The sequence below is a fragment of the Streptomyces sp. DG2A-72 genome, from assembly GCF_030499575.1.
Taxonomy (GTDB): Bacteria; Actinomycetota; Actinomycetes; order Streptomycetales; family Streptomycetaceae; genus Streptomyces.
Map to the genome: position 1 here is coordinate 3,477,145 of NZ_JASTLC010000001.1, position 16,127 is coordinate 3,493,271.

The following is a 16,127-nucleotide window of genomic DNA, read 5'->3' on the forward strand; positions in this document are numbered from 1 at the left end:
TGTCAGCCGGTGCCGCGCGGCTCGGGCGGAGCGTCCAGGCCGCACAGCGCCTCGTACAACGGCCGATAGAGCAGCTTGACGAGTTCGGTGTCGGCCGGGTCGGGATCGGTACCGCCAGTGGTGTTCTCGGTGCCGGTGCCGGTGAAGTACGGGGCGAGAACGTCCCGAAGGCGTACCAGCAGTCCCGGGTCGCTGGTGCGGGACCGCCCGCTCCTGTCAGCGACGAGTGCCTGTGCCGCCGCCAGCCGCGGTGCGAAGGCGGCGTCGACGAACACGACGCGGGCCGGCACACCACCGCGGACGAGGCGGCCGATGACCTGCCAGATGGTGACGAGCTGGTCCCAGACGAAGGACTCCTTCTCGTCGTCGGGAAGCGCGGAGAAGATGTAGGGGCGGGACAGTACGTGCCGCCAGACACGGCGGGCAACGGTCCGGAAGGTGCCGCCCGCCGCGTCGAGACCGTCGGCCTCTGTCACCAGCTCACCGAACGTTCCGTCCGGGCTGGTCAGTTGACCGCGTACGAACCGGCTCGCCCAGTCGTTGATGGCGAACACCGCCAGGGAAAGGTCATCGGGGCGAGGGTGGGGGCGGACCAGGAAGAACACCGTCCCGAACGCCGCCACCCTCTCCTCGCCGGGGCGCTGGGGAACGGTGAGAATGTTGTGCCCTCGCTCGACGGCGAGCAGGGGGGCGACGAGCAGTTCGGCGTCCGGGTCCTCGGCGAAGGAGGCGAGGTCTCCGCGCCGCACCGCCCCTGTGCTCCGTGTCCGGCTCCCCGTCGGCGCCGCGCCGTCGACCGCCGCTTCCAGTTCCGCGTCGTCGGCGGCCAAGACACGCACCCGGCCGCGCCAGCGCGGGATCTCGTCCAGGGCCGCGGCGGCCACCCCGGCCTCCGCGTAGCTGCCGACCAGAAGGAGGGCGCGCCTGCGGCGCTGGTCGGGGATCTGGGCGAGTTCGCTCTGCAGCGGGGAGGTGGTTCCGTCCCTGCGGGGACGGGCCAGCCGGTCGATCATCAGGCGCAGGATGTCCTCGCGTTTGTCGGGGTCCTGTCCGGAGAGGCGGATCGGCTGCCCGGCCGCGTCGTAGAGGAACTCGGTGCGGAACACGGTGTCCCGAATGGACCGCAGCGCCTTGCTCTGCGGTTTCAGGACCGCCCGGACGGGAGCGAGGACATGAGCGCGGGTGGACGTGCCGGCCCAGCTGGTGCCCGACATCAGCAGAACGTGCGGACCGGCCTTCTCACGGCCGGGATCGGCGCCGAGCTGGGGAAGGCCGAGCAGCAGTTCGCGGCCCACGCCCGCGCAGCGGAAGAAGCGCAGAGTTCCGGTGCGGCGGCCATCCTTGTCGCGGGCGGCGGCACGTTCGTCGATCAGGTACTGGAAGCCGAGGACGTTACCCATGGGCGCTTCAGGCACAAGCGGTGCGTAGTCAAGGGGTGGTCGGCGGGTCAGTTCGTGGCTCGCCGCGTCGAGCCGCAGCGCTGCCTCCACCTGGGGCCATAGGAATGTCACCCGGTCAAGGCGCTGGTGCAGCGCGGCCAGCACGAGGGTGAACTCCAGTCGCCGCGCGTTCAGTTCACGCCACTCCTCGGTGAGAGGAACCTCCTCGCGCGCCGGCTCCTTGCCCTGGCGGGCTGTGGACGGCGGGCGCTGCTGAGGACCCGGCGCTCCGGCGAGGAAGGAGTCGAGGAGCGCGCGGACCCGGCTGCGTGTCCGCTTCTCGTCGAGGGTGTGCAGGACGTCGTGGGCGAGGGCGGTGAGCTCGTCGGCGGGCGTCAGATAGGGGCCCCGCCCGCCGAGCGGATCGTCCCGGAAGGTGTCGAAGAACGCGGTGATCTCGCTACGGCGGTGCGCCCAGGGCACTTGCGGTTCGGGGACCTCGTGTCCTCCCGGCTGATCCTTGCCGTCACTGTCGTCCTCGTCTTCGTACAGCGCGTTCTCGTCCTCGACATCCCCCGCCTCCGTGCCGTCGGGGCGCCGGACGGACCAGCCGGGCGTGAGCGGATACCAGGCGTTGAGCAGCTTCTCCTGGAGGGTCCATGCGCTGAAGTAGTCGATCTGCGCCCAGTTCCGCAGCCCTTCGTCGTCGATGAGCATGGCGTACAGCCGGTCCGCCGCGGAGCCGACGATGTCCAGGGCGGCGGACCACCGTTCCACGTCCTGGTCGGAGAGCTGGAGCCGTCCCTGCCGGGCGAGTTCGGCGATCTCATGGGTCTGCAGCTGGTCGAGCCAGGATTCGGAGACACCGGTGGTGACGAGAGTGGCCGACGGTGCGAACATCTGGTCCAGCTGCATCTGTACGCGGTCGGCCTCGTCGACGACCACGATGTCGCTGCGCAGGCAGGCCAGTTCCAGGTAGCGCAGGCGTTCGGCGTTGAGCTGGCGCGGTACGGCCGTCTGCACAAGGCTGGCGGGGTTCGCCACCCAGATCCGCGCGTCCACGAGGTCACGCGCGGCGGAGTGGCGAGGGCAGGCACTCCACAGCGGACAGGCGTGCGGGGTGCCCCACTCCTCCTCTTCGTCACTGTCGTCCTCGGGGGGCTGCCTCCTGGCGGCGCCACGGGCGCGTTCGAGTTCGCGTACGGCGTGTTCGGCCGCCGACTCCTGAGCGTCGCCGGAGTCGGCGGCCGGCCGCACGGGGTGCAGGCCGCCGCACGGTGCGTCGTTGTAGCGAAGCGGCTCCGATGTGTCGAGGGCGCGCAGCGCGTCCAGCGGACAGGCGGTGCTGAGGTGTCTGAAGGCCGCGTTGGTGTGGGCGAGGAGTGAGTGCGCTCCGCGCGCGGCGAGCCTGCGGTGCAGCCGCTGGGTGTGCTGAGGCCGTGTGGTGCCGCCCTGGATCAAGGCGGCCTTCAGGCCGAGACCGCGGAAGAGTTCGGTCAGGGTGAGCTGCTCGGCCACGTCACCGACGACGAGTGTGATGCGCAGGGAGTTGTGGTGCGCCCAGACCGCGAGCAGAGTCATCAGGGTCGACTTGCCGGCGCCGACCATGCCGACGAGATGGGTGAGCCGGTCGAGCGGCAGCGCGGACGCCGGCGCGAAGGCGGCCCCGTCCGGGGTGCGGGTGTCGAGGTCGAGGTCGTGGAGGCGCTGGGCCCAGTTGCCTGCCTTTCGGCCGAGACGCCGCTCCTCCTCGTCCATCCAGCGCGCCACGTCGGCGAGTTCGTCGAGCGGTACGTCCAGCGGGCCTGCGGTGGCGGGGCGTTCGGTGGTGAGGGGATGACCCGGGAGGGGGTCTCGTACCAGCTCGGACGGGATGGTGACGGAAGTGCGCCGGTGGCGGCGGTCCATGAAGCGGTGCTCGCCCTCCACCGCCTGCTCCAGCGGCTTGACGGCGAAGCCGGGCAGCTGCGCGAGCGCTTCGTCGTACACGGCGAAGCGGTCGGCGGCGACCACGAGGGGAAGCCGGTACGCCGGTTCCCCCTCCGCCGGGACACGGTACGCGCGCAGCCTTTCCGGCAGTCGCAGGTAGGCGTCCAGGGACTGGTGCCACATCCGGGCGCGGCGCATCGGCCAGAGCAGGTGCCGGGCCGCGGTGAGCGCGACCTGTTCCGCCTCGCCGACGGACAGCTTCGCGGCGCGCGCGAAGGCCAGGCCGTAGCCGCCCAGGAGCGTCCACGCTCCGTCGGCGGCGTGGCCGGGCGCCACGGTCTCCATCAGCCGCAGGGCGAGCTCGACCTGGCACAGCAGAGCGGGCCGGGTCCTGGCGTGCTCTTCGGGCCAGGGCCCCAACGCGGCTACGACCGGTTGGTACCAGCTGCTGCGGTCACGCATCGTCCACTCCGTCCTGCCCGGCGTCCTCGGCCGGTGTCGTGTTGTCAGCGGGGCGGTTCCCAGTGGCTCGTCGGCCGGGGCCCGACGGTCCGCCCGCTCCAGTGGGAAGGGGGCCGATGAAGGCGTCCGGCCCGCAGTCACCTGACAGACGCAGCCGTGCGGCCCGCACCAGCTGCCTGTCCGTCAGCAGCCGCAGTCCACCCGCCTGAGCGCCCCGCTCCCTGGCGTAGCTGTCGAGGTAGTCGCGGCGTGCGCGGACCCTGAATTCCGGGACGACCCAGCAGGCTTCGTCGTAGGGCGGTTCGGCGCGCACCGCGGTCGCGCTGCGGCCGAGGAAGGCGGGATGCGCCCAGTCCTTGACGTCCACGGCCCACACATGGCCGTCGGGGAACGTGACGCGCACGTCGTACGAGTCGAAGTTGGGCCACATCTCGACGGTGAGCCCCAGCGCCCGCAGCTCGCTCTCCAGAGAGATCTCCGCCTGTCCCGGCCCGGTGACGGACAGCCGCAGCGGTTTGCGCAGTTGGCGCACCTCTCCCACCTGCGCCGCCACGAGTTCCCGGCCGTGCGGCGCGGGACCCCGGTGCCGGCACTGGTCCCGCTCACACCACCACTCGGTGTCGGAGACCGGATGCAGCAGGGTCAGGCAGCGGTGGCAGCACAGGTAGGAGCCGTCCCGCCGGAACCCGGCGGGGACGGGGGCGTAGATCTCCTCGACGAGGAACCGGACCGGGTCGAGGAAGAGGTCGCAGCTGACCTCGGCCCATTCCTCCTCGGTGAGGACCGGCCGGGTGACCAGGAGGCGGCGGAAGGCCGTGTACGACTCGGGCGAGGACATGGCGCGGCAGGCCCGCAGGGCTTCGTGGATGACCATGCGGTCGTACTGGCGTCCGGTGCTGTCGCCGTATCCGCGGACGGCGAGTTCGTGGCAGAGCTGTGCGGGTTCCCCCGAGTCCTCGTCGATCAGCCGGTCCGCGGTGTCGAACAGGTCGGGGGGCAGTTGGTCGAGGGGCCAGTTGCCGAGCGGCCGGGCGCGGGCCCAGCGCATCATCTCGGGGACACCGGTCGGGGGCCTGGCCTCGTTGCGCAGGCACTGGAGGACCAGGGCGTCCAGGGCGCGCTGCGCGCTGGGCGGGTAGGGCAGGGTGAAGGCGTCGAGGTCGTCGACGGCGGCCAGATGCAGGACGGCGGTGGCCACGTCCCGGAGCAGGACGACGTCCGGGTTGAACAGCCAGTCCGGCGTGGGCTGTTGGTCAGTCATGGACCGGAACACCTCCTCGCGACTGGGGTGGGACGCTCGGCTTCGGGCCGCCCGCGTGCGAGGGCACGTCGGCGCCGTGCGGCAGCGGATGGTCGGTGACGTAGGCGGTGCCGGGCCGGCACCAGGTCCGCGCCTGGCAGCCGTGGCAGTGACGTCCGGTCCTCGGTTCGTACGTGGTGTCGTCCAGGAGCGGCTGGGCGAGGCCGGCGATGACGTCCCGGGCTTCGTCGACGATCGCGGTGCGGCCGGGATCGACGCGTTCGAGCCTGCTCTCTCCGTGGCCCTCGCGCAGATGCTCCAGTTCGACCCAGGAGCGGCGCGGGTCGTCGCCCAGCGCCCCCGTGTGGAACAACAGGACGCCGAGGGCCAGTTGTGGGTACGTGCGGAGCAGCGGCTCCCGATCCCACAACGGGCGGGCGGACGTCTTCGTCTCGCGCCAGATCCACCGGCCGCGATGGGTGTACACCAGATCGGGTACGGCGAGCACGACGACATCGAGCTCCGGCACATAGGCCGTGACCCGATGCTGTACGAGTACGCGCTCGTCGGCGTCGAGTCCGTTGAGCGGGCACAGCAGCCGGTGCTCGGCCAGCATTCCGGCGGCCTCACGCGCGGACGCGTCGTCCAGACCGGTCTCAGACCGCAGCGTGGCCGGGTCGGGGGACGCGCTGTCCCGGCAGCCGTGCACCGGCCGTTCGCCGTGTCGCGCGTCCAGCCAGGAGTCGACGACCCTGCCGCGCCGCGCTCCCTCGTTCTCGGCGGACAGATCGCTGAGATGCAGGCGCCGCACCAGGTGGTACTGGGCAGGGCATTCGGCGTACAGCCTCAGGTCCCAGGCGGAAACGGAGCGGCGCTTGCGTGCGAAGGACGGGGGCCGCCCGCCCCACAGACCCGGGGTGCGCCTCAGGTCCGTACAGCCGGCGATGGCCTTGCAGTCGACGCAGCTCTCGCCGGGCCGGGTACCGGTCGCGGTGGTGGCGGCGAGGAACGCCGGCACGGCGTCGCCCTCGAACCGCTTCCTCGCCTCGCCGGGCCCCTCGCCGAACCGTGGTGCCACGCCCAGCAGCGGTTCCACCGAGCCGTCGGCGCATCCCACGTCGAAGACGCGCACCAGGGCAGGTGAGCGGGTGGTGTCGGTCGCCTCGGCCGGGGGTTCGTCACGCGTCCTGCGCCGGGGCGTGGGTGCCCCGTACGCCATCACCTGTGCCACGGCTCCGAGTTCGGCCTCGGGGCGGCTGCTCTTGGCCCGGCCCAGCGAGGGCAGCCACAGATCGCGCACCGCCCCGTCGGCGGAGGCGTACATGCGGCCCCACAGGGTGTGCTCGTACTGCCGGGCCCCGCGCGGGTCGGGGACGTCCGTGCGGCGGGTGCGCCACGTCCACGAGAGTTTGACCGCCGCGGTCGGCGGCAGGCCCGACTCCTCGGCGGCGGCCTGCTCCCGGGTGCGGGCCGCGATGTACCGCTCCAGGGCGTGGGCGGTCCACGCGAGGTGGACGGGGTGGACCGGCGCGCCGCGGCCGCGGAACGGTCCACGGGTGCCGCGCAGTTCCGTACGCACCCGCTCGACGGACCAGCCATGGTGCTCCACGAGGTCGAGCGCCGTGAAGAGCGGGACGAACCAGAACTCCTCGTACGGCGTGGACAGGAACGGCACGGCCGGTTCGGGCACGAGCTGGGGCCGCATCGCGATGCGGCGGTGCGTGGGGCAGGCTGCGGCGTCGGGCCGAGCCATCCGGGGACTCGCCCTGATCAGCCAGTCGTCTCCGGCGACGCCCGGTGGATTCTGCATGGTGACCCCCGTGGAGGGCGGCATGGGCAGGAGGGCGTCCAGGACCGTCGGGCTTCACACACCCTCACACGAAGCCCCGGACGCGACCCCAGCATGGCATGCACCTGTGAACTGAGTCCATGCATATCTCGCAAGAGAGTCACTTCACGCTACTCTGGTGTGCTGAATGGTGCGGGAGGCGAAGGAGCTGCGCGGCGTGGACGCGGATTCGTACGCGGAGATGTACAAGCCAGGCACGGGCGATCTGATCGACGGGCGCTACGAGTTGATGGAGTCGCTCGGCAAGGGCGGGATAGCCCACGTCTGGCGCGCCCGCGAGGTCTTCCCAGGCCATGAGGCTCCCGAGAATCACGAGGTTGCCGCGGGGCGCGAGGTCGCGGTGAAGTTCCTGCGCCACGACTCCGAGGCCCTGTACGCCCTGGACCCGGACGAGAGGGCGGCCGAACTCGCCGTCAGAAACGCCCGGTTCCGGCGCGAGGCCACACTGCTGGGCACGCTCGACCACCCGGGCATCACGGAGCTGTACGGCAGCGGATCGCACCAGGGTGTGCCGTACATCGCCATGCGCTTGGTGACCGGAGTGAGTCTGCGGACCTTCCTCGACGAGCACACACCGCTGCCGCTGATGTCGGCGATCGCCATCGCCGTACAGATGGCGGGAGCACTCGCCTGCGCACACACGTTGCCCGTCGTGCACCGGGACCTCAAGCCTCCCAACATCATGATCGACGACGAAGGGGCGGTCGTCCTCATCGACTTCGGTATCGCCAAGCCGCTGCGGGCCGACGCCACCCGGTACACGGCGCACGGCTCCACGCTGGGCACCCGCGGCTACCTGGCACCCGAACAGCTCCTGGAGCGCGAGCCGACCGCGCGTACGGACGTGTACTGCTTCGGCTGCGTCTTCTACGAACTGCTCACCGGACGCCCGCCGTTCCCGCTCGGCGCGGACTCCGGTCTCACCGAGAGACATCTCTACGAGGATCCCCTGCCGCCGAGCGTGTACGCCGCGGGCATCCCCGAGGCGATCGACGACCTGGTGATCCGCATGCTCGCCAAGCAGCCCGGACAGCGTCCGCCCGTCGACGAGGTCCTGGCGATCCTCGCCCCGCTCGGCCCCCGGCCCGGCGACCCCGAACCCCGACCGCGCACCCACCCCGACCCCACGGCCCCGCTGCGCCGGCCCGCGGACCGGGCTCCGCGCACGCACCGCGCTCCCGCCGCGCCGCCGGTCGCGTCCCCGGTGGCGGGCGAGGAGGAGTGGCTGGACGCCCGCGCGGTGGAACTCCTCTGCACACGGGCCGAGTCGGAGATCGCCGCCGGTAAACCGGGAGACGCGGTCGGCCGTCTACGCGAACTGGCGGAGCGGGTGCGTGCGGAGTGGGGAGCGCGCCGCCCGCTGGTGCGCCGCGTATGGCGGGGGGCGGCGGACGGGCTCCGGTTGGCCTGGGACTTCGGCTCCGCGGCCCGTCTCTACCAGGGCATCGACAACACTCTCCTGCACGGCGACGGTCCGGCCGAGCGGGCGGAGCGCGCGGTGGTGCAGCTGCGGCTGGCCGAATGCCGCCTCGCCTTCGGTGAGCTGGACGCCGCCGTCGCCACCGTCGACGCCGCGGGACGTACGGCCGCGGGCCTGCCGCGCGAGCTCGCCGTACAGGTCGAGTCCGTGCGGCGCGAGGTCGATGTCCAGCTCTCTGCCCGGCTCGCGGATGCGGACGATCAGGGCGGGCCAGGGGCCTGACCGCAGGGGAGGGCGCCGTGACATGCCTCGCCTCGCCGCATGCGGCGCCTGCCCCTCTCGGGCGCTCTACGCCCCGCCCGCTAGCCGCCCGGCCGCCAGTTCGTCGCCAAGATCGTGGACGAGGTCCGCACCGAGCTCGGCGGTGCGCCGCGCCAGCTGTTCGAAGGCGGCGAGCTCGCGGAACGCCTCACCGTAGCGCCGCTGTTCACGGAGCGGCACCTGGCGGACCTGCAGGCGCCGGACATCGATACGGGAGGAGCTCGTCGCGTGCGTCCCGGCCTGCCGGACATTTGCCGGGGCGCGCAGCGAACCGGCGAGGAACCAGGCGTCGAGCTGCTCGGGCTGCACTCGCACGGCGTGGAGCTGGGGCCCCAGAGCGGTCGGCGGCCCTTCGTGGACCCAAGCCGAGAACGCCCGTGCCACCCCCACCACTACGATGTCCCCGGGTTCGGCAATCACGGCCTCGCGCACCGCGGGGTCGTCGGCGGTGAGATGCCCCCTGGGTTCACCGCCCGACAGCAGATCGGGAACCGTCAGGAGCGGAATGTCCTCGGCGGACGGCACCCCGGTACGGACCGCTGCCTCCGGTGGTTGCTGACCGCCGCGTAGGGTGAGCGCCCCCGCCCGCGCCAGTTCGGCGACGGTGGTCGCCGTCGGCGAGTCCTGTGCGGAGGAGGTCAGTTCGAGCGACGCGAGCAGCCGGGCCGACTTGGTCACCCTGGCGGCCAGATCCTTGAACTCCCGCCAGGCTTCCGCCAGTCGAGGTGCGGTGTCCGCCGGGGACGGGGTGATGTGACGTCCCGGAGTGAGGTCGACCTCGTCGTCGAGGAGCTCGATGACGGGTACGCGTCGTACGAAGGGAGAAACCTCGGCCGGATCCGTCCGCCCGACGGCCTCGCGCACGAAGTCGCCGATCGCCATCCAGTCGGGGGCCCACTCGCGGCCCGGGTCGCGGGGAAAGCGGGACACGCCGTCGGCCACCAGCAGGTGGCCTCCCGTATGTAGCTCCTCACCTGGTACGGGCGCCCGCAGCACCCACAGGTGCAGGGAGACACTGTGCGGCGCGGCGCAGCCCGGCGGCAGCGCGACGACGGCCTTCAACTGGCCGGTGCGCAGCAGCGACCCGCGGATGCGCCGACCCGCTTTACGCGCCGCCACGGCGGGGGGCAGCAGCAGCACGGCCGCGCCGCCGGGCCGCAGCCCGGCCAGACAGTGCTGGACCCAGGCGAGTTCGGGTTCGGTGCGCGGCGGCAGCCCGTGGCTCCAGCGGGCGTCCGTGGCCAACTCCTCGTATCCCCAGTCCCGTTCGTTGAACGGCGGGTTGCACAGGACGATGTCGGCGGGGATGCCGGCGAACGGGTCGTCGCGCAGCGAGTCCCCTTCGCGTACGTCGATGTGCGCGGGCTCTGTCCCCGACAGCTCCCCGGCGAGGCACAGACGGGCTTCGGCGAGTGCCGCGAGTACGGGATCACGGTCGCCGCCCAGCAGGGTCGGCGCCTCACCGCCTGCCGTCTTGACCGCCTCGGTCGCGGCCATCAGGAGATGGCCGGTGCCACACGCGGGGTCCATCACCGTGACGCCGCCGTCGACGGCCGCGACGCGGGTGGCGAGCTCCGCCATAAGCTCGGCCAGCGGCTCGGGTGTCGTGGCGATCTGGCGCACATGGACGTCCAGCCAGCGCCGCAGCAGAAAGGCGAAGGTCTCCGAGCGTCCTTCGCGCCACCCGAGGTCTACAGCCCGCTCGATCAGCGCCGCCACCTCTTCGGGGAACGCGGACTCACCTGCCGCGCGCCGACGGGCGAGCCTCCTGCCCACCTCCGCGACCGCCGCCCCCGTCTCGTCGCGTCCGCCGAGCGCCTCGAAGCGGGGCCAGAGCCATTCCCGCTCGGCGGACTTCTTGAGCTTCTTGTTGTCGCGCAGCCAGTTCTCGATGTCGGTGAGGGAGAACTGGGGATTGACATCCGTGCCGGCGATCCGGGTGGGGAACGACGGATGACGCCGCCGCCAGTTGCTGACGGCGGCCCGCCCGACGCCCGCGAGACGAGCGATTTCCGCCAGAGACACAGGTACGGCACCGGGCGTGGACATCTGGACTCCCTGGACGTTTCTCAATGACTGCGGACACTCCCCCACCTACGGGCGCGTGTTCAAGCCACTTTCCCCTCCCGCGCGTCCGGCAGACTACTACGGCAAGACGCGAGCATTGACATTGTTCACAGGCCGACCGCAGGTATCGCCTTTCCCGCTATCTCACCCCGTCGAGGAAGATGCTCGGCCGCCCGCTGTACGACATGTACAGCGCCTCTCTCGCCCGAGTGCTCGCCACGAACAGCAGGCACCGTTCCGCCGCGAGGTCCGTCGCGTTCTGCAGGGGATCGACGTCGGCCGGCGTCACCGCCGGCGAGAACGGGAACGCCGACGCAGTCACCCCGGCTACGGCCACACAGCGGAACTCAAGGCCCTTCAGACTGTGCAGACTCGACACCCGCACCCCGGCCGCGTCGTCGGACTCCCCGTCCTTGACCCGCACCACGGGCAGCCCGGCCTGAGCCAGCCGGTCGCCGATCCGCGCGGTCTGCGTGTGGAACCGGGCACACACCGCGATCTCGGACGGCGCGACCCCGGCCGCCACCCACGCGCCCACCGTGCGCACGACGGCATCGGCCTCGGCCGCCTCCGTCCCGTGCCCTTCGCACACGGGCCGCTCCCCGTGCAGCAGGGACCGGTAGCCGGAGAGCGAATCCGGCGCGTCACCGGTCAGGTCCGCCACGGGCTCCCCGTCGAGCAGCGCCCGCGACCAGCGCAGAATCTCCTCCGTGGAACGGTAGTTGAGGCGCAGCCGCGCACCACGCCCCGCGACGGAGACTCCGAGGGAGCGCAGTGAGACCCGGGAGTCGTAGATCCGCTGGTGCGGGTCGCCGGTGAGGAACAGGTCGTCGGGCCCCTCCGGCACCAGGGCCCGCAGCAGCCGCCACTGGGCGGGGTGCAGGTCCTGCGCCTCGTCCACCACCACATGGTCGTACGAGGGACCCTCGCCCGGCCTTTCCTTCAGCAGCCGGGCGGCCCGGGCGCACAACTGCAGCCAGGTGCAGGCACGGTCGCGGGCGAGTTCCTCCTCGAACTGCGCCATCGCCTGCCAGAGCCGCGGACGCTGCCCGGCCGCAAGTTTGCTGCCGCACCCACGCCGAAGACACTTCTCGTACTCCTCGCGGGTGCGCAGGTCCTGGGCGAGCAGCACATGCCGGTATTCCTGGGCCAGGAAGGCGTCGGTCCACGGCAGTTCGAGCCTGTGGGCCAGACGCTGCCAGCGCCGCCGCTCGTCCTTGTCGCCGAGGACGCTCCCCGGGTTCCCGTGCAGCTCCCGCACGATGCGGTGCGCGGTGGCGTCGACCGTGGTGACGGTGACCCGGTCGAGGAGCGCCTGGTCGTGGTCGAGGAGCAGGGCGAGCCCGGAGCGCAAGGATCGGGCGAGCGCGCCGGGGTACGTGGTCAGCAGGACGCGGGTGTCCGGTGAGCGACCCAGCAGATGCTTGACGCGGTGCAGGGCGACCACGGTCTTGCCGGTGCCGGGGCCGCCGGTGACCTGGGCGGGGCCCGCGTACGCGGGCCGGTAAGCCACCCGCCGCTGAGTCGGGTGCAGGAAGATCCGCCACGCGTCGAAGGGCTTGGCGAGAATGTCGGCGAGCTCCTCGGGCCCGGTGACAAGGGCGATCCGGCTGCGCGTACGACTGACGGCGGCGGCCAGCCCGCCCAGCTTCTCCTCGGACTCGTCGCCGATTACCGTCTGCCGCGCAGCGACGAGGTCACGGTAGATGTCGTCGGGGTCGAACCCTTCCGCAAGCAGCCACAGCGCCTCGAACTGGTCCTCGGGCATCAGCGACCCGAACGCCTCCAACTGCGCCTTGCCGGTGATGACGCGGGCGGCACGCAGCGTGACGTCGTCGACGCCGAGCTGCCGCAGCACGGTGTCCGACCAGCCGGCGAACAAGAGCTTCGGCGCGGCCTCGACCTCCTGGGCGAAGAGCGGGGTGACCTGCTCCATGGCGGTGAGATCACGCACTTCGAGACAGCGGGTGACCGCGTTGACGGAGTACAGCCGCCGCTTGGCCCAGGAGTACGCCTTGTCGTGCGAGACCACATGGACGAAGACGAACACGTCACTGCCGTCGTCGGGCGCGAGCAGCACGATGCGCTGTCCGTCGTCGACCCGGATGGTGCGCATGCGCGAATCGCGGGAGCCGACCACGGATTCCAGGTGCAGGCCCTTGTCCGCGTGCAGTTGGTGGACCGTCAGCTGCTGGAACTTCGCCATCGCCTTGTGCACGCGGGCGCGGGACGGCTTGTCGAGCCGGTCGACACCCTCCCAGAAGGTGTTGGTGATCGCGATCTGCGGCATACACGCCTCGCCTTCCTGCGCCAAGCCCTACTACAACAGCAAGCATTGACTGAGTTTACAATTGATCGGGTCGGTGCGACCCCATCTGATCAATCCATGGTCCGCAGGGGGCTCCGCTTGGCAAGATTCACCTGGGACGTTGATCGGCCGGACAAGTGGCCACGGAGGGGGAACATGGCGATCGAGGTGCTGCCGGTGTCCGGGGAGGGGTCGGAGCTGATGGGCCCGGTCATCGCCCTGGGCGACAGGTACACGAGGTATCTGGGCCTGCTCACGCCGCCCGCGTACCACAAGCACGCCGAGGACGGCGGCCTGTTGGCGGCCGTGGAAGACGGGGAAGTCGTCGGCTACGCGCTCTTCGGGCTCCCGAAACGGAATCTCCATGTGCGCCTCGCCCACTTGTGCGTGGCAGAGGAGCACCGGAAGAAGGGAGTCGCACACCGACTGATCGATGCCATACGGGAGCGACACGCGCACCGACTCGGGATCCGGGCCAAGTGCCGTCGTGACTACGGCCTCAGCGGCATGTGGACGGGCCTCGGCTTCGTCCCCAAGGGCGAGAGCGTGGGCCGGGGCAAGGACAGAGAGGTCCTGGACACCTGGTGGCTAGACCTCGGCCATGAGGACCTGTTCACCGAGGCCCAGAGCGATGCCCTACTCGTGGTGACCGTCGACCACAGCGTCTTCGCCGGGCTCCGCGGCGCGGGGTCGGAGCGAGCCGTGAAGGAGTCGCGGGCCCTCGAAGCGGGATGGCTCGCCGACCTGATCGAACTCGCCTTCACTCCACAGCTGCTGCACGCCGTACGCGACGTGGAGAAGGCGAGAGAGCGGCAGCATCAGCGCACCGGATTGGCCGAGCTGCGCTCGCTGTCCCCTGACACCGCCGCGGTTTCGGCCCGTTTGGCGGAGTTGGTCGCGGCCGTAGGGAAAGGGTCGCCCGGCGCACCCCTCACCGATGCACAGCGCGCCCGCCTGCGGTACGTGGCCGAGACATCCTGCGCCGGCCTTCAGGTACTGGTGACACGCGACCCCGAACTTGCCGCCCTGGCCGACATCGCCTGGGACGTGGCACGCGTCAAGGTCGTCTCGCCAGCCGTGGTCACCCTGCATGTGGATGAACTGCGCCAGGCCCAGGTATACCGACCGGCCGATCTGATGGGTACCGCCTTTTCCGCCGAGACGGTCGCACCAGGCAGCGAAGGTGAGCTGGTCGCCTTCTTCGACCAGGCCGACGGCGACAGGGGTTCCGCCTTCGCGGAGCGACTGAAGCGCCTCGCCAGGGACGGTGTGCTGTGGCACAGGGGACTGCTCCGGGACGGAGCGGGGCGCCCCGTGGCTCTGAATGTCTGGGCCATGGACGGCCGCACACTCAACGTCGCCTTCCTGCGTACGGCCTCACATCCCCTGGAGGAGACACTCGCGAGGCAATTGCTCTTCATGCTGAAGAAGCTCGCCCGGGAGAGAGGTGCACAGGCGGTCCGCATCTCGGATCCGTATATGTCCGCGGCAGCCAAGGCGGCAGCCGGCATCGACGGCTTCCTCGCCGATGAGACCGGCTTCACGGCGGTCCTCGTCGATGTGTGCGGCTCCGCCGACACCGTATCCGCGGCGGCAGCCGAGATCGGGAGCCGCCTGGGGCGGGTGATGCCGGCCCTGGATTCCCGCGTGCCGCCCGAGATCGCGAGCGTGGCCGAGCGGGTGTGGTGGCCGGTGAAGCTCATCGATTCGACCCTGCCGTCCTTCATCGCACCCATCAAGCCCCGTTGGTCGACGGAGCTGTTCGACATTCCGGCCATGTTGGTACCTCGCGCCGATGTGCTCGGCATCAGCCGTGAGCACGTCTACTACCGGTCGTCCGGACGCAGGGGAGAGACGACCCCTGCCCGGATCCTCTGGTATGTCAGCGGGGGCGGCTCCGGGCAGCAGGGAAAGATGGTGATCGGCTGCTCACGCCTGGACGAAGTGATCGTCGACGAACCTGACACCCTCTTCTCGAAATTCGAACACCTGGGCGTATATGGTCGTGCCGACGTGCGCGCGACAGCCGACAACTCAGGGAAGGTCATGGCCTTGAGGTTCTCCGACACGGAGATCTTTCCTGTACAGGTGACGCATTCCCGGTTGACCGCGTTGGCCGCGAAGCTGCGGCTACCGTTGTCACTGATGTCGCTGTCAAAGATCAGCAACGCGCTGTTCCAGGCTGTTTATGAAGAGGGGCACCGAACGACGTGAACGATCCGGAGCGCGCGATGCTGCTGTCCGTCCACCCTCGGTTCGCCACGGCGATCCTGGCCGGGACGAAGACGGTGGAGGTCCGCCGCCAGCGCGTCGCCGCCCCGCCCGGGACTCCGGTCCTCCTCTACGCGACCGCCCCCACCATGGCCATCGTGGGCCTCGCGCGCATCGCCTCGGTGCGGGTGGCCTCGCCCCGCGAGGTCTGGTCCGCCAGCCGGACGAAGGCCGGAATCAGCCGACGCGAGTACGACGAGTACATGAGCGGAGCACTCCAGGCGAGCGGGCTTTCGCTAGAAGCGCCCGTGACCCTCGAAGTGCCGGTGCCGCTGGCGGCCCTGCGGGCTTCCGGGTCGTTCCATCCACCACAGAGCTACCGGTATTTGACGGGAGAGGACCTGCGGAAGGTGGCGGTGGCCGCGCCGGACGGTGGCGCGGCCCTGCGTGACACGCTGGGCGAACTCGTTCGGGTCTGAGTGGTCCAGGGGCGGCGGGACGCGGGCCACTGACTTACCGGCGACACACGGCCCACACCGTTTGACGCCTGGGTGGTGCGGGCGCACGCCCCAGTCGTCGGCGAGGGCCTCGACGAGGAACAGACCTCGCCCCGATTCGCCGACGCCGCCGGGGTGTTGTGGCGTCGGCCACCTGTCGCCGCGGGCGTCGGTGACATCGATCCGCAGTTCGCCCGCGCCCAGGCGGACGTCGAGGCGGGCCTCGCGACCGCGTACCCGGCCGTGCAGAGCTGCGTTCTCGGTCAGTTCGGCGATGAGGAAGGCGGCCGTGGTGGCGAGGGCGGCGCGTGTGTTGAGGTCGCCGCCGACCGCGCCGCCATCCGTGTACGGGACTCGAAGGAGCACGACGGCCCCCAGCTCGCGTTCGCGCCTGACGCCTGGACCGGGTTCGTCGCACATGCCGGGCGGGTCCGGTCCAACTGA

The 16,127-nt window shown here is 71.1% G+C and carries 9 protein-coding genes; 4 read left to right on the forward strand and 5 right to left on the reverse strand.

Annotated elements, in window-relative coordinates:
* Positions 1 to 2: 2 nt before the first annotated feature.
* The 3 genes from QQY66_RS16480 to QQY66_RS16490 are packed head-to-tail and all read right to left on the reverse strand — an operon-like array spanning position 3 to position 6,820.
* On the reverse strand, positions 3 to 3,770 hold the full coding sequence (locus QQY66_RS16480; RefSeq protein WP_301981111.1) for a hypothetical protein: 3,768 nt from the start codon (positions 3,768 to 3,770) through the stop codon (positions 3 to 5).
* Positions 3,763 to 5,031 carry a hypothetical protein gene (locus QQY66_RS16485; protein ID WP_301981112.1) on the reverse strand — a complete coding sequence of 423 codons (1,269 nt, stop codon included), beginning with the start codon at positions 5,029 to 5,031 and terminating at the stop codon, positions 3,763 to 3,765. The genes QQY66_RS16480 and QQY66_RS16485 overlap by 8 nt, the downstream gene beginning before the upstream one ends.
* Positions 5,024 to 6,820, reverse strand: a complete 1,797-nt coding sequence (locus QQY66_RS16490) for a PD-(D/E)XK nuclease family protein (protein ID WP_301981113.1) — start codon at positions 6,818 to 6,820, stop codon at positions 5,024 to 5,026. Before QQY66_RS16490 ends, QQY66_RS16485 begins: the two co-directional genes overlap by 8 nt.
* Before the next feature lie 166 nt (positions 6,821 to 6,986).
* Between QQY66_RS16490 and QQY66_RS16495 the strand changes: the two genes are divergently transcribed.
* A complete protein-coding gene (locus tag QQY66_RS16495; protein WP_301981114.1) occupies positions 6,987 to 8,561 on the forward strand; it encodes a serine/threonine-protein kinase in 1,575 nt (524 codons plus the stop codon).
* Between the two features lie 66 nt (positions 8,562 to 8,627).
* Here QQY66_RS16495 and QQY66_RS16500 read toward each other — a convergent pair whose 3' ends face one another.
* Together QQY66_RS16500 and QQY66_RS16505 are read right to left on the reverse strand one after the other, a co-directional pair.
* Positions 8,628 to 10,649: an N-6 DNA methylase gene (locus QQY66_RS16500; protein ID WP_301981115.1), complete on the reverse strand. Its 2,022-nt coding sequence runs from the start codon at positions 10,647 to 10,649 to the stop codon at positions 8,628 to 8,630.
* A 157-nt stretch (positions 10,650 to 10,806) separates the two neighbouring features.
* Positions 10,807 to 12,957 (reverse strand): UvrD-helicase domain-containing protein, encoded by a 2,151-nt coding sequence (locus tag QQY66_RS16505; protein ID WP_301981116.1) that lies wholly within the window; start codon positions 12,955 to 12,957, stop codon positions 10,807 to 10,809.
* A gap of 174 nt (positions 12,958 to 13,131) precedes the next feature.
* On the opposite strand from QQY66_RS16505, the gene QQY66_RS16510 reads away from it, so the two are divergent.
* The 3 genes from QQY66_RS16510 to QQY66_RS16520 all read left to right on the forward strand — a co-directional run bounded on the left by QQY66_RS16510 (position 13,132) and on the right by QQY66_RS16520 (position 16,127).
* A complete protein-coding gene (locus QQY66_RS16510; protein WP_301981117.1) occupies positions 13,132 to 15,189 on the forward strand; it encodes a GNAT family N-acetyltransferase in 2,058 nt (685 codons plus the stop codon).
* Positions 15,186 to 15,665: an ASCH domain-containing protein gene (locus QQY66_RS16515; RefSeq protein WP_301981118.1), complete on the forward strand. Its 480-nt coding sequence runs from the start codon at positions 15,186 to 15,188 to the stop codon at positions 15,663 to 15,665. Before QQY66_RS16510 ends, QQY66_RS16515 begins: the two co-directional genes overlap by 4 nt.
* Before the next feature lie 261 nt (positions 15,666 to 15,926).
* Positions 15,927 to 16,127, forward strand: a complete 201-nt coding sequence (locus tag QQY66_RS16520; protein ID WP_301987338.1) for a DUF397 domain-containing protein — start codon at positions 15,927 to 15,929, stop codon at positions 16,125 to 16,127.

Bases quoted from the DNA above. Each gene is read 5' to 3' on its own strand.
- QQY66_RS16480 (WP_301981111.1), bottom strand. From the start codon at position 3,770: ATGCGTGACCGCAGCAGCTGGTACCAACCGGTCGTAGCCGCGTTGGGG.
- QQY66_RS16485 (WP_301981112.1), bottom strand. From the start codon at position 5,031: ATGACTGACCAACAGCCCACGCCGGACTGGCTGTTCAACCCGGACGTC.
- QQY66_RS16490 (WP_301981113.1), bottom strand. From the start codon at position 6,820: ATGCAGAATCCACCGGGCGTCGCCGGAGACGACTGGCTGATCAGGGCG.
- QQY66_RS16495 (WP_301981114.1), top strand. From the start codon at position 6,987: ATGGTGCGGGAGGCGAAGGAGCTGCGCGGCGTGGACGCGGATTCGTAC.
- QQY66_RS16500 (WP_301981115.1), bottom strand. From the start codon at position 10,649: ATGTCCACGCCCGGTGCCGTACCTGTGTCTCTGGCGGAAATCGCTCGT.
- QQY66_RS16505 (WP_301981116.1), bottom strand. From the start codon at position 12,957: ATGCCGCAGATCGCGATCACCAACACCTTCTGGGAGGGTGTCGACCGG.
- QQY66_RS16510 (WP_301981117.1), top strand. From the start codon at position 13,132: ATGGCGATCGAGGTGCTGCCGGTGTCCGGGGAGGGGTCGGAGCTGATG.